We start from the raw sequence: 14202 nt of genomic DNA, 5'->3' as shown, positions 1-14202 counted from the left end.
ACATGCAACCACGTAGTCAAATTGTGGCCACTGCTGCTTTTAAGCAGATCAATTCCCGTAAAGACAAGAGTATTGAAGAGAATAAAAAATACGCCACGCTCGCACATAAATTACCCACCATGATTTTGCAAAATGGCTTAGCACAGGCAACAGGTTTTTTACTGTCCAAAAGCGAAGAGCATCACAAAGCATTGCTTGAGGATCTCGTCCTTGTGTTTAAACAGGTGGACGCCAAGCTTGCCAATATCGCCAATGCTGAGGCGTTACATGAGGCAATCATCCAATCGGATTTGCATCAAATCATGCGTATGACCCGTGAAGCACTGGAAATTGCAGGCTGGTTGCGCCGTTATGTGCAAGGCGTATTAAAGATTGATGCCACAGGCGAGGTGAATGATGACCATCATCCTGCGGAGACCAACTTATGACAGCCTTAGTGCGCAGCCAAATAAAATCCGCTTATGGCCAGACGGATAGCGTCAATCCAAGTCTTTTACTGCAAAAAGGCCTGCTTGAAGCTAATCAAGAAAAAAAACATGACGATAAATCAGATAATAAGAAGACAACGCATTTAGAAACAATCGTAAAACTGCCCGCTTCACCTGAGTACAACAACGGCTTTAACCGTTGGTTTGATCTAACGAGTGATGCTAACCGGTTTAAGCAATCGACGCTGACGCTAGAAAACCGTTTGCTGATTGGTTTAACGGGCCAAGGCGCATTAGAAACCGGCTGTAGCCTTAGCGGTAATTATGGCATGCCGTATATTCCGGGTTCGAGTGTGAAAGGGATTGCTCGCGCTTGGGCAAATCAACATTTGGCTGGGCATAGCGATGAACTTGAACAACTGTTTGGCACCGCCGATAGTGAGCAGCCTTATCGAGTATCGGGCTTAGTCACTTTTCATGATGCGTGGTGGATCCCCGATCCTGCGAAAAAAGAGCATAAACCCTTTGTACTCGATGTCGTTACCACACACCATCAAGCCTATTACAACGGTACTCAGGCGGAACCATCTGATAAAGACAGCCCGATCCCGAATCATCTCTTAGCCGTACAAGGCAGTTTTTTATTTGTGCTCGAAGGAGAGCCCGCAGCGATTGAGCTTTGCCAAACCCTATTAGAAAAAGCCTTAGCAAATAACGGTATAGGTGCAAAAACTGCCGCTGGTTATGGGTATATGAAGGTTGACCCAGCGTTAATGCAAAGGCTTTTGGATGAATATGAAAAACGGTTATCGCCAGAAGAACGTGAACACAGGCAAGCTGAAGCTCAACGCCGAAACGAGCAACAATTGGAAGCGGCAGCTAAGGCCGAGCAAGCAAAGCCTCCAGTTCAAATTATTGCGGAATTAAGGGCGGGTTATCTTAAGCATAGAGATAATGCAGCATATCAACTTAAAGTTGAAAATTGGGTTGATACAGCGATAAAAACGTGGACAACACAAGACAGAACGTTATTAGCGGAATGTCTTAAGCAAGTCGGCTATGAACCAAGTAATAAGAAAAATCCTAATCATTTGATCCGGAAAACACGGTTACAGCAATTAAAGGGTAAATAACATGGCTCAAGACTGGCAACTGTCAGAATTACTTGAAAATTTACATGCAGACGTACAACACAAACTAACCACAGTCAGAAAATCCTTTAAGCATTCAGTGGTAAAGGGTGATGGTGCCGAAAATGTATGGGTGGATTTGTTTAACCAATATTTACCGGAACGCTATCGTGCAAGTAGAGCTTTTGTGGTTGATAGTGAAAACCAATTTAGCGAACAAATTGATGTGGTGATTTATGATCGTCAGTATTCTCCGTTTATTTTTCACTACGCTGAGCAGTTGATCATCCCAGCAGAAAGTGTTTACGCAGTTTTTGAAGTAAAGCAGACATTAAATAAACAACATATTGATGCTGCGCGTAAAAAAGTAGCAAGCGTGAGAGCTTTACATCGAACTAGCTTGCCAATTCCCCATGCGGGGGGTGTTCATTCACCTAGAGAACTTATCGGGATTATTGGTGGATTATTAACACTTGAAAATGAGCTTAAAATACCAGATACGCTAATGGGTCATCTCGATCATGACAAAGCGGATAAAGGGATGCTCAATACTGATGAATCCCCTAATGATTTTTATCAAAATCATTAAGTTAAGGTAGATACACATCTTGTCATATGATCAAATGGTTTCGCCAAAAATCAATAATCAGACAACAAAATGTGCGAACTCGATATTTTACACGACTCTCTTTACCAATTCTGCCCCGAATTACACTTAAAACGACTCAACAGCTTAACGTTGGCTTGCCACGCCTTACTTGACTGTAAAACTCTCACTCTTACCGAACTTGGCCGTAACCTGCCAACCAAAGCGAGAACAAAACATAACATCAAACGAATCGACCGATTGTTAGGTAATCGTCACCTCCACAAAGAGCGACTCGCTGTATACCGTTGGCATGCTAGCTTTATCTGTTCGGGCAATACGATGCCCATTGTACTTGTTGACTGGTCTGATATCCGTGAGCAAAAACGGCTTATGGTATTGCGAGCTTCAGTCGCACTACACGGTCGTTCTGTTACTCTTTATGAGAAAGCGTTCCCGCTTTCAGAGCAATGTTCAAAGAAAGCTCATGACCAATTTCTAGCCGACCTTGCGAGCATTCTACCGAGTAACACCACACCGCTCATTGTCAGTGATGCTGGCTTTAAAGTGCCATGGTATAAATCCGTTGAGAAGCTGGGTTGGTACTGGTTAAGTCGAGTAAGAGGAAAAGTACAATATGCAGACCTAGGAGCGGAAAACTGGAAACCTATCAGCAACTTACATGATATGTCATCTAGTCACTCAAAGACTTTAGGCTATAAGAGGCTGACTAAAAGCAATCCAATCTCATGCCAAATTCTATTGTATAAATCTCGCTCTAAAGGCCGAAAAAATCAGCGCTCGACACGGACTCATTGTCACCACCCGTCACCTAAAATCTACTCAGCGTCGGCAAAGGAGCCATGGATTCTAGCAACTAACTTACCTGTTGAAATTCGAACACCCAAACAACTTGTTAATATCTATTCGAAGCGAATGCAGATTGAAGAAACCTTCCGAGACTTGAAAAGTCCTGCCTACGGACTAGGCCTACGCCATAGCCGAACGAGCAGCTCAGAGCGTTTTGATATCATGCTGCTAATCGCCCTGATGCTTCAACTAACATGTTGGCTTGCGGGCGTTCATGCTCAGAAACAAGGTTGGGACAAGCACTTCCAGGCTAACACAGTCAGAAATCGAAACGTACTCTCAACAGTTCGCTTAGGCATGGAAGTTTTGCGGCATTCTGGCTACACAATAACAAGGGAAGACTCACTCGTGGCTGCAACCCTGCTTACTCAAAATCTATTCACACATGGTTACGTTTTGGGGAAATTATGAGGGGATCTCTCAGTGCTCAATATTGGCTGTGCCGCCGATGACTGCTTTTTTTATTACGATAATGATCATCAGCGGATGCAAGTCATGCAGCATAATAAAGCGACTACGGCATTTTTGTTTGAGTTGTTATCGCAGCTACAAAAGTGCGGTACTGTACCCATGATCGATATTCATGCTTATGGTAAATGGCTCGAATAGCGACGAAGTGAGGAGCACCATAAAAATACCTTCTTTTTTCGCATCACCGTCAAACCCAGATAAACCGCGGCTTAGCGCTTAGGCGTAAAAATAAAGGTATTTTTGCTGAAAACCTTAATTGCTCTTTAACAATCAAATGCTTAATGGGATTTTTCCATTGTTCACCGCCGAATACGCGGCTTAGAAAACTATGTGAGAAAGCTCCAATCTCTGCTCTTTGTTCACCGCCGAATACGCGGCTTAGAAATAGCATTAGATCCACGGCAGTAAGCATAAATGGTTCACCGCCGAATACGCGGCTTAGAAATTTTGCCGCGCTAATAGTGACGACCTTAATATGTTCACCGCCGAATACGCGGCTTAGAAATTATCCGTTTTAAAGACAGAAATTGAGGGTAAGTTCACCGCCGAATACGCGGCTTAGAAATGTTCAAGCGTCAAAGTGTCGTAATACCGCGCGTTCACCGCCGAATACGCGGCTTAGAAAGGTCAAAATCAGGGTCAGAGGTTTTTACTATGGTTCACCGCCGAATACGCGGCTTAGAAAAGCAAACAGGCTATAAACGCCGTGGGTGAATAGTTCACCGCCGAATACGCGGCTTAGAAAATATCCCCCCAATCACCCGCAGCATGGCGATAGTTCACCGCCGAATACGCGGCTTAGAAATCTAATGCGGTCTTTTGGGCTATGCGGTCTATGTTCACCGCCGAATACGCGGCTTAGAAATGAAGGTTTTACCGGAGAGATAACGCCTTTGTGTTCACCGCCGAATACGCGGCTTAGAAATTGAAAACGTGCGCAAAGAAAAGAAGCAGCCTGTTCACCGCCGAATACGCGGCTTAGAAATCATCAAACTTGCCTGTACTAGCCCCCACCAGGTTCACCGCCGAATACGCGGCTTAGAAAACAAATCCTGCCTTGGCAAAGTTATCGAGGTAGTTCACCGCCGAATACGCGGTTTAGAAATTAATTCGCACCTTGGGATAGCGCAGCTGCTCGTTCACCGCCGAATACGCGGCTTAGAAAATAAACTGTTCTAGCCATAAGCGTTGTCTTCCGTTCACCGCCGAATACGCGGCTTAGAAACGCCTTCTTTGCGGCCAGTGGCAATGCCATAGGTTCACCGCCGAATACGCGGCTTAGAAAATTGCGCCAAGCTTGTCGCTAAAGCCTGTTAAGTTCACCGCCGAATACGCGGCTTAGAAATCACTACCATCATAGATATAACGTTTAAAGTTGTTCACCGCCGAATACGCGGCTTAGAAATTTACGGGCTTCCTCAAGCATACGTTGCTCAAGTTCACCGCCGAATACGCGGCTTAGAAATCCTCGTAATCACCACGTTCTTGCTGACCTAAGTTCACCGCCGAATACGCGGCTTAGAAAGCAAAATGCTCCCAACGCGCTAACCGAGTCTCGTTCACCGCCGAATACGCGGCTTAGAAATAAATAAAGACATCCAGCTCCTGCAACACACAGTTCACCGCCGAATACGCGGCTTAGAAAACTCAAACATGGCAGCAGTACGAGACCGCCACGTTCACCGCCGAATACGCGGCTTAGAAAAGATGCAGGCTTTTTCTTTACGTTCAAGTAAAGTTCACCGCCGAATACGCGGCTTAGAAAGAATCGTGGATGGATGCGGGTTTTTCTGTTGGGTTCACCGCCGAATACGCGGCTTAGAAAATCAACGGAAGTAATTCCTCAACATAATACTTGTTCACCGCCGAATACGCGGCTTAGAAATTTTTAATTACTAGCGGCGTAGTTGAAATGGGGTTCACCGCCGAATACGCGGCTTAGAAAATAACGGGTTCCTACAATCAAAGAAACATCCTGTTCACCACCGAATACGCGGCAAGTAAGTGTCAATTTTACTAACGGTTCCCGCTTTCGCGGGGATGACAAATAGATGCTGGGATAGAAGGGAATGCAGGGGAATATGTTGGACTTCACAGGCAAACAGCGCTGATGCGTTGGCGACCATCGAAAAAAGGGACTTTTTCGTTGAGCCCCCAAGGATGGGTTTACGGCGTGTCGCCAGAGCATAAGTGCTGTTGCACTGAGCTTCACACTTGGTTTAAACACAGTAACAAAAAGCCCAGAATTATATTCTGGGCTTTTATCACATCAAACTTTAGCTACAGTTTCAAACAATCTTTAGTATCAAGCTCTTTGAGTACAGAAATTACTATCACACGTTAGGGTGTGCTTAAAACACCATCTCTGGTACATGGTCTGGCACGATTAATTTGCCAGCGGTTTTGCTGACAATTTCTTCAACGCTGACACCGGGGGCGCGCTCTAACAGATGGAAGGCGCCGTCTTTAATCTCGATAAAGGCTAAATCGGTAACAACACGTTTGATACAGCCGTAACCTGTGAGGGGCAATTCGCACACGGGTAACAGCTTAGAGTTACCGTACTTATCGGCGTGCATCATAGTCACGATGATATTTTCCGCACCCGCCACTAAATCCATTGCGCCGCCCATGCCCTTGATGAGCTTGCCTGGGATCATCCATGAGGCGATAGAACCATTCACATCGACCTCAAAGGCGCCGAGTACGGTTAAGTCCACATGGCCGCCACGGATCATGGCAAAGCTTTCGGCGGAGGAGAAAAACGAGGCACCTTTTACCGCGGTGACGGTTTGTTTACCGGCGTTGATTAAATCCGGATCTATGGTTTCTTCCGTCGGAAATTCACCCATGCCGAGCAGGCCGTTTTCCGATTGCAGCATCACTTCCATGCCTGCGGGAATGTAGTTGGCCACGAGCGTGGGAATACCAATACCGAGGTTGACGTAGTAGCCGTCTTGTAATTCTTTGGCAACGCGCTGTGCCAGTTGTTCTCTTGATAATGCCATGATCTTTATCCTTCCTTTACCTAGAGTCGCTATTGGCCTCAATTTTTCGGTCTTTATTTAGGGCTTAGACTCTGTCGCTTTAGCTTGCGTAGTTAATCGTTCCGCGCTTCTTATTTCGCCGCTTTTACCGTGCGCTGCTCGATACGTTTCTCGAACTTGCCTTGGATGACGCGATCAACATAAATGCCGGGAGTATGGATATGATCAGGATCGAGCTCGCCCGGCTCCACAATAAACTCGGCTTCCACTACTGTGATTTTGCCCGCAGTTGCCATCATAGGGTTAAAGTTGGCGGCGGTTTTGCGGAACACTAAGTTACCCATAGTATCGGCCTTCCAAGCGCGAACTAGGGCAAAATCGGCGGTCAGAGACTCTTCTAACACATAATGACGGCCTTTGATTTCACGGGTTTCTTTGCCTTCCGCCACGGGGGTACCGTAGCCTGTGGCGGTGAAAAACGCCGGAATACCGGCGCCGCCCGCGCGGATTTTTTCCGCCAGCGTGCCCTGCGGCGTTAAAATCACATTGAGTTCGCCCGAGAGCATTTGCTGTTCGAAAGTGGCGTTCTCACCTACGTAGGAGGCGATCATGGTCGAAATCTGGCGATGTTTTAACAATAAGCCCAGACCGAAATCATCCACACCAGCGTTGTTTGAAATGGCGGTTAAGCCCTTAACGCCCATCTTAACCATTTGATTGATTAAGCCTTCAGGAATACCACACAGGCCAAAACCGCCAACCATAATGGTCATATCATCGGATAAACCTGCTAACGCTTCTTCATAGCTGCTGACGACTTTATTGAGTCCTGCCATTTTGATGTCCTTTTACTGTTATTCAGTCCCCAAGGCGCTAGGTATGTTTAGCGCCTCGACGCTTGAGTCTAGGCTTTAGCGCCCTGCAAGATTGCATTGGCGACTTTAGAGCCATTAAGACGATTTAATTGTTTGCTGATCCCAAAACCCGCTAATGCCAGTTTTTCTAAATCGATACCCGTCTTCAAACCGAGTCCGTGGAGCATATAGACCAAGTCTTCACTCGCCAGATTGCCCGACGCGCCTTTCGCATACGGACAACCACCTAGGCCCGCCACTGAGGCATCAAAGCTGCGCACACCTAAGTCGAGGCAGGCGGTAATATTGGCTAATGCTTGGCCATAGGTGTCGTGGAAGTGCAGGGCGAGCTTATCAACCGGGACTCGCTCCATCACGGCCTGCAGCATTTTACGGGCTTTTAACGGCGTGCCTACACCGATAGTGTCGCCGAGCGAAATTTCGTAACAGCCCATTTTGTAAAGGATTTCAGACACTCTTGCCACTTCGCTCGCCGCGATTTCCCCTTCATAGGGGCAACCTAAAACGCAGGACACATAGCCACGCACTGGGATGTTGGCTGCTTTTGCCATGTCCATCAACGGGATAAAGCGTTCAATCGACTCTTCAATCGAACAGTTGATATTGCGCTGACTAAAGCTTTGTGACGCCGCACCAAAGATAGCGACTTCGGAAGCTTTTGCATCCAGCGCCAGCTCTAAGCCTTTGACATTGGGGGTGAGGGCGCTGTAAACCACGCCCGCTTGACGGCGAATTTGGCGCAATACTTCGCCACTATCGGCCATTTGTGGCACCCATTTGGGTGACACAAAGCTGCCTGCTTCAATTCGCTTCACGCCCGCATCGGCGAGGGATTCAATCAAGGCGACTTTGGCCTGTGTTGGGACGGCGGCTTCATTCTGCAAGCCATCACGTGGCCCCATCTCGAATAAGCTAACCCTATCCGAGCTGGCGCTTACCGAGGTCGAGCTTAAGTTCGTAAGATCCAGCGCAGACATTTAGGCTTCCTCGCTCTGGGCTTTGGGCTCAACATGGAGCAGCACGGCGCCATCGCTCACTAACTCGCCTGCCTTGAAGTAGAACTCGGTAACAATACCGTCGAAGGGCGCTTCGATGGTGTATTCCATCTTCATCGCTTCCATCACCAGTAGCCCTTGTCCCGCCTTCACCTCAGCACCGACTTCCACTAAGTGGGTCACAACTGTGCCGTTCATCGGGGCCTTGAGTTTATCTTCATTGCTGGATTCGGCCTCAACCACTTGGGTTTTTACCGCCCTGAAGTGATAACTGCCTGAGGGTAAAAACAGCGTAAAATCATCGCCCTGAGCGCTGACGGGCACTTTACTCTTATGGCCGTTGATTTCGGCTAACAGTAAATCCTGCTTAAGCTCACCACTCAGGGACTTGCTCACTTGGCCCTCTGCCGCGGGTTGGGATAATTGGTAGTGATCGCTAAAGTCTAATAGCACTAATTGTTGTAACTCGTGGGCATCGTCGAGCAGGGCAATAGTATGCTGGCTGACACTGTTGAGTCTAAAGCCACTGACTTGGCCCCAAGGCGAGTAAGGATCGGCGCTATTAATGGCCTGTGCCTTGGCGGCTTCTTTACGGGCAAGTACTTGATACAGCGCGGCAAAAGCGATAGCCGTATCAGTTTCGCTCGAAGCACTGCCAATCAGCGCATCGCCGTAACGGTTGATAAAGTCGGTGCTAAAATCCGCCTTAGCGAAGGCAGGATGCTCGGCAATATTGGCCAAAAATTCAATATTGTGCTTAAGCCCGCTGATTTGGTAGGACTCGAGGGCATGCACTAGGCGCTGTAGCGCGCGCGGACGCGACTCATCCCAAACTATGAGCTTGGCTATCATAGGATCGTAGAAATTACTGATCACATCGTTTTCACGGATGCCGGAGTCGATACGCACGTATTTGCTTTGCTCGGGCTCGCGCAGGAAATTGAGCTTACCGCTGGCGGGTAAAAACTCATTTTGCGGATCTTCGGCGTAAATACGCACCTCAAAGGCGTGTCCATGGATACGCACTTCGTCCTGTTTGAGCGGTAAAGGCTGACCACTGGCGACCATTAACTGCCATTTGACTAAGTCTTGGCCCGTCACCATTTCGGTCACCGGATGCTCTACCTGCAGACGAGTATTCATCTCCATAAAGTAGAAGCTATTGTCGGTATCTAACAGGAATTCAACGGTTCCCGCACCGACATAATCGATGGCCTTGGCGGCAGCGACGGCGGCTTCACCCATTTGGGCGCGCAGTTCATCGCTTAAACCGGGTGCTGGCGCTTCTTCGACCACTTTTTGATGGCGGCGCTGAATCGAGCAGTCGCGATCCGATAAGTAAATTGCATTGCCAAAGGTATCGGCAAACACTTGCACTTCGACATGGCGAGGCTGGCGTAAATAACGCTCCATCAATAACTTATCGTTACCGAAGGAGGAGGCCGCTTCACGGCGCGCCGAGTTGATGGCGTCCATGATTTCGCCTTCATGCTCAACGATACGCATGCCTTTGCCACCGCCACCGTAGGCGGCTTTAATCAGCATCGGGAAGCCGATTTTTAAGGCTTCGGTCTTGAGGGTGGCATCGGTTTGATCGTCACCATGGTAACCCGGCACTAAAGGCACTTGCGCCGCCGTCATAATGGCTTTGGCCGCGCTCTTGCTGCCCATGGCATCGATGGCATCGCTGCCTGGGCCAACAAATACTATTCCGGCCGCCTCACACTTGCGGGCAAAGTCGGCGTTTTCCGATAAGAAGCCATAGCCTGGGTGAATGGCTTGCGCCTGAGCTTTTTTGGCGATTTCAATAATCAAGTCGCCCTTCAAGTAAGAATCCGCCGGGGCGCTGCCACCTAAGTAAAACGATTCGTCGGCCATGGCAACATGGCGGGCATTTTTATCGGCATCGGAATATAAGGCTACGGTGCGAACGCCCATGGCCTGCGCGGTTTTGATAATGCGGCAGGCAATTTCACCACGGTTAGCAATTAAAAGCTTAGTGAACATGCTGTTAGTCAACATCAAAGAACTCCTTGAGTATCTGTTGGCGTGTGCCAGTTCGGCTGACGTTTCTCAAAAAAGGCGTTTAAACCTTCTTGGCCTTCATCAGATACCCGAATGCGGGCGATGCGCTCGCTGGTGTAATCAATCGTATCTTGGTCTATCACGCCATCTTCGAGGCGGGCGAGTAGGGTCTTCACCCATGCCATTCCCTGCGGACTGTTGGCGAGCAGCGCGGTGATAATGGGTTGGGCTGCGGCCGCTAAATCGTCGTTTATCTCATGGATAACATTGAGTTTGAGCGCCGTTTGCGCATCAAAACGCTCCGCGGTCAGCATATAGCGGCGTGAGGCGCGATTGCCCATGGCGCGGGCAACGTAGGGGCTAATCACCGCAGGGATAAGCCCTAGTTTGACTTCGCTTAAGCAGAAGCTTGCGCGCTCGGTGGCGATGGCAATATCACTGGCGCAAATTAACCCAAGCGCGCCGCCAAAGGCCGCACCTTGGACTAAGGCGATAGTGGGTTTTGGAAAGGTATCTAAATCCTGCATCAGCTTGGCCAGCGCCTTGGCGTCATTCAGGTTTTGCTCAAAATCCATCTTGGCTTGTTTACGCATCCAGTTTAAGTCGGCGCCTGCGCTGAAGTTTTTGCCATTGGCTTTCAATACCAAGAGTTTGCAGTCTTTGTGCTCGGCAAAATAACCGAGGACAGCGATCATTTCGCTGATCATCACCTCATCGAAGGCGTTGTGCACTTCAGCGCGGTTAAGGATTAACTCGCCCACGCCATTATTCAGCGCATAGCTGACGTGCTGCAAATGAGCTAAGGATTGAGTGCTAGTGTTCTGGTGTTGTGTGTCAGTCATTATTATTCCCGTCATAGTAATTCCCTCTATGAGTGATACGTAAGGCATCGCAAGATGCGTTACATACGGAAGACGCCGAAGCGGGTGTCTTCGATAGGGGCATTTAATGCGGCTGACAGGGCAAGGCCCACCACATCACGGGTTTGCGCTGGGTCGATAATGCCGTCATCCCACAGGCGGGCGCTGGCATGGTAGGGATGACCCTCTTTATCGTATTGGGCAATAATCGGTGCTTTAAAGGCTTTTTCATCCTCAGCAGACCATTCTTCGCCTTTACGGGCTAAACCGTCGCGGCGCACTGTCGCTAATACGCCAGCGGCTTGTTCGCCACCCATCACAGAGATGCGCGCATTGGGCCACATCCACATCATGGTCGGCTCGAACGCGCGGCCGCACATACCGTAGTTACCCGCGCCGTAGCTGCCACCGATAATCACAGTGAATTTAGGCACATTGGCGCAGGAGACTGCGGTTACCATCTTGGCGCCGTGCTTAGCGATACCTTCGTGTTCGTACTTTTTACCCACCATAAAGCCGGTGATGTTTTGCAGGAACAGCAGCGGGATCTTGCGCTGGCAACACAGCTCGATAAAGTGCGCGCCTTTTTGCGCCGATTCTGAGAATAAAATGCCGTTGTTGGCCACAATCCCTACGGGATAGCCGTGAATACGGCCAAAACCACAGACCAAAGTCGCGCCATAGTTGGCCTTAAACTCATCGAAATCCGAGTCGTCGACGATGCGGGCGATCACTTCTTTCACATCGAAGGGCTTTTTCAGATCGGTGCCGACAATGCCGTAGAGTTCGTTGATATCAAACTTGGGTGGCTTAACTGGGCTTAGCAGACTGTTGATTTGTTTTTGATGATTTAGACGCAGCACTGCGCGGCGGGCAAGCTCTAATGCATGCTCATCGTTTTGGGCTAAGTGATCCGCGACACCTGAAATTTTAGTGTGTACGTCGGCGCCGCCGAGTTCTTCGGCGCTGACTTCTTCACCGGTCGCGGCTTTCACTAACGGCGGCCCAGCTAAGAAGATAGTGCCTTGTTCTTTAACGATAATAGATTCATCGGCCATGGCAGGCACATAGGCGCCGCCCGCGGTACATAGGCCCATCACCACCGCAATTTGTGGAATGCCCTTGGCGGACATTTGCGCTTGGTTATAAAAAATCCGGCCGAAATGGTCGCGATCGGGGAAGACTTCATCCTGACGGGGCAAGTTAGCGCCGCCCGAGTCGACTAAATAGATACAGGGCAGATGACAGCGACTGGCAATCTCCTGTGCCCTTAAGTGTTTTTTGACCGTGATAGGGTAGTAAGTGCCGCCTTTGACCGTGGCATCGTTGGCGATAATCATGCATTCTACGCCGCTAACGCGGCCGATACCGGCGATAATCCCTGCGGCGGGCACTTCTTCGTCATAGACTTCAAATGCCGCGAACTGTGATAGTTCTAAAAAGGGCGAACCAGCGTCGAGCAGTTTCTCAACCCGTTGACGGGGAAGGAGTTTACCTCGGGCCAAATGGCGCTCTAGGGCAACGGGGCCGCCACCGAGTTCAATTTTGGCAAGCTTGGTTTTGAGATCGGCCACGAGGGCGGCCATATCGTCGGATTTGGCTTTAAATTCATCGCTACGGGCGTTGATACGACTGCTTAATTGCGTCACTTTGATTGTCCTTATAAAGCGGTAACTCAGTATCAGTTGGCTCGGTGGGCGAGGGGCATGAAAGGCAAAAGCTCATCATGCGCCGTTCGCCCTAGGCTGCTTATTTCGATTCGTTAAAGAGCTCGCGGCCAATCAGCATACGGCGAATTTCTGAGGTGCCGGCACCGATCTCATAGAGTTTGGCGTCGCGCAGTAAGCGGCCAGTCGCATACTCGTTGACGTAACCGTTACCGCCGAGCAATTGAATGGCATCCAGTGCCATTTTGGTCGCCAGTTCCGCGCTGTAAAGAATAGCGCCCGCGGCGTCTTTGCGAGTGGTTTCACCGCGATCGCAGGATTTCGCCACGCTATACACATAGGCTTTAGCGGCGTTCATACCTGTGTACATATCGGCTAATTTGCCTTGTACTAATTGGAATTCACCGATGGATTTGCCAAATTGCTCACGCTCGTGGATATAAGGCACAACGATGTCCATACAGGCGTTCATGATCCCAAGCGGTCCGCCTGAGAGCACGACGCGTTCGTAATCTAAGCCGCTCATCAGCACTTTGACGCCATTGTTGAGGCCGCCGAGAATGTTTTCCTCTGGCACTTCGACATCTTCAAACACCAGTTCACAGGTGTTTGAACCGCGCATTCCCAGTTTGTCGAGTTTTTGCGCTTGGCTGAAACCTTTAAAACCGCGTTCAACGATAAAGGCGGTGATGCCGTGTGCGCCTTTGGTTAAGTCGGTTTTGGCATAAATCACATAGGTATTGGCATCGGGACCGTTGGTGATCCACATTTTGTTGCCATTGAGGATATAACGGTCGCCTTCTTTACGGGCGTGCAGCTTCATCGAAACCACATCTGACCCAGCATTGGGCTCACTCATTGCCAGAGCGCCGATATGTTCACCGCTGACCAGCTTTGGTAAATACTTGGCTTTTTGTTCTGCATTACCGTTGCGGTTAATCTGGTTTACGCACAGGTTGGAGTGGGCGCCGTAACTTAACCCGATAGAGGCCGAGGCGCGGGAAATCTCTTCCATGGCGACCACGTGGGCAAGATAGCCCATGTTTGCTCCGCCGTATTCCTCAGGCACAGTAACACCTAAGAGTCCCATTCCACCGAGCACGGGCCAAATTTCGTTAGGAAAGGCGTTGTCGTGGTCGACTTTAGCGGCAATGGGGGCGATTTCGTGTTTAGCGAAATCTTGCACCGCATCGCGCAGCATATCGACTTCTTCGCCTAGGCCAAAATTGAGACTGGTGTAGAGTGAGTTCATTGCTTGTGTCCTATCTTAGGTTCTAATTTATATTTTTATGATTATTAGGTGCTTGA

The 14202-nt window shown here is 49.2% G+C and carries 10 protein-coding genes, 2 pseudogenes and 1 CRISPR repeat array; of the genes and pseudogenes, 5 read left to right on the top strand and 7 right to left on the bottom strand.

The genetic code is table 11. From position 1 onward, the window contains the following. The first annotated feature begins 2 nt into the window (after positions 1–2). The 5 genes and pseudogenes from cmr5 to nucC (ACUZ8J_RS12370) all read left to right on the top strand — a co-directional run. Complete coding sequence (gene cmr5 / locus ACUZ8J_RS12390) at positions 3–428, top strand: type III-B CRISPR module-associated protein Cmr5 (protein WP_446693978.1); 426 nt, start codon at positions 3–5, stop codon at positions 426–428. Further along, complete coding sequence (cmr6, locus tag ACUZ8J_RS12385; protein WP_446693977.1) at positions 425–1561, top strand: type III-B CRISPR module RAMP protein Cmr6; 1137 nt, start codon at positions 425–427, stop codon at positions 1559–1561. The genes cmr5 and cmr6 overlap by 4 nt, the downstream gene beginning before the upstream one ends. A gap of 1 nt (position 1562) precedes the next feature. Beyond that, positions 1563–2141 (top strand): annotated as a pseudogene (gene nucC, locus ACUZ8J_RS12380) (CRISPR-associated endodeoxyribonuclease NucC); the annotation flags it as partial. Positions 2142–2216: 75 nt separating this feature from the next. After that, positions 2217–3425: an IS4-like element ISVsa5 family transposase gene (locus ACUZ8J_RS12375; protein ID WP_001352368.1), complete on the top strand. Its 1209-nt coding sequence runs from the start codon at positions 2217–2219 to the stop codon at positions 3423–3425. A gap of 3 nt (positions 3426–3428) precedes the next feature. Continuing rightward, positions 3429–3623, top strand: a pseudogene (gene nucC / locus ACUZ8J_RS12370) (CRISPR-associated endodeoxyribonuclease NucC); the annotation flags it as partial. A gap of 159 nt (positions 3624–3782) precedes the next feature. Then, positions 3783–5430: direct repeats of the CRISPR family, unit length 28 nt; unit sequence GTTCACCGCCGAATACGCGGCTTAGAAA. Between the two features lie 406 nt (positions 5431–5836). Here the strand turns inward: nucC (ACUZ8J_RS12370) and ACUZ8J_RS12365 are convergent. From ACUZ8J_RS12365 to ACUZ8J_RS12335, 7 genes are all read right to left on the bottom strand, one after another. Beyond that, positions 5837–6493 carry a 3-oxoacid CoA-transferase subunit B gene (locus ACUZ8J_RS12365; RefSeq protein ID WP_011623089.1) on the bottom strand — a complete coding sequence of 219 codons (657 nt, stop codon included), beginning with the start codon at positions 6491–6493 and terminating at the stop codon, positions 5837–5839. 110 nt (positions 6494–6603) lie between these two features. Next, positions 6604–7308: a CoA transferase subunit A gene (locus ACUZ8J_RS12360; protein WP_011623088.1), complete on the bottom strand. Its 705-nt coding sequence runs from the start codon at positions 7306–7308 to the stop codon at positions 6604–6606. A 68-nt stretch (positions 7309–7376) separates the two neighbouring features. After that, positions 7377–8324 carry a hydroxymethylglutaryl-CoA lyase gene (locus ACUZ8J_RS12355; protein WP_446693976.1) on the bottom strand — a complete coding sequence of 316 codons (948 nt, stop codon included), beginning with the start codon at positions 8322–8324 and terminating at the stop codon, positions 7377–7379. After that, entirely contained in the window at positions 8325–10364 is a 2040-nt protein-coding gene (locus ACUZ8J_RS12350; RefSeq protein WP_446693975.1) for an acetyl/propionyl/methylcrotonyl-CoA carboxylase subunit alpha, read from the bottom strand. Then, complete coding sequence (locus ACUZ8J_RS12345) at positions 10364–11209, bottom strand: enoyl-CoA hydratase-related protein (RefSeq protein ID WP_144346045.1); 846 nt, start codon at positions 11207–11209, stop codon at positions 10364–10366. Before ACUZ8J_RS12345 ends, ACUZ8J_RS12350 begins: the two co-directional genes overlap by 1 nt. 59 nt (positions 11210–11268) lie before the next feature. Next, positions 11269–12876: a carboxyl transferase domain-containing protein gene (locus ACUZ8J_RS12340; RefSeq protein WP_446693974.1), complete on the bottom strand. Its 1608-nt coding sequence runs from the start codon at positions 12874–12876 to the stop codon at positions 11269–11271. Between the two features lie 100 nt (positions 12877–12976). After that, positions 12977–14146: an isovaleryl-CoA dehydrogenase gene (locus ACUZ8J_RS12335; RefSeq protein ID WP_011716702.1), complete on the bottom strand. Its 1170-nt coding sequence runs from the start codon at positions 14144–14146 to the stop codon at positions 12977–12979. Between the last annotated feature and the right edge of the window lie 56 nt (positions 14147–14202).

The organism is Shewanella sp. Koi 1 (genome assembly GCF_052907445.1).
The sequence above is the reverse complement of the archived record's forward strand: the minus strand, read 5'-3'. Positions and strand labels throughout refer to the sequence as shown.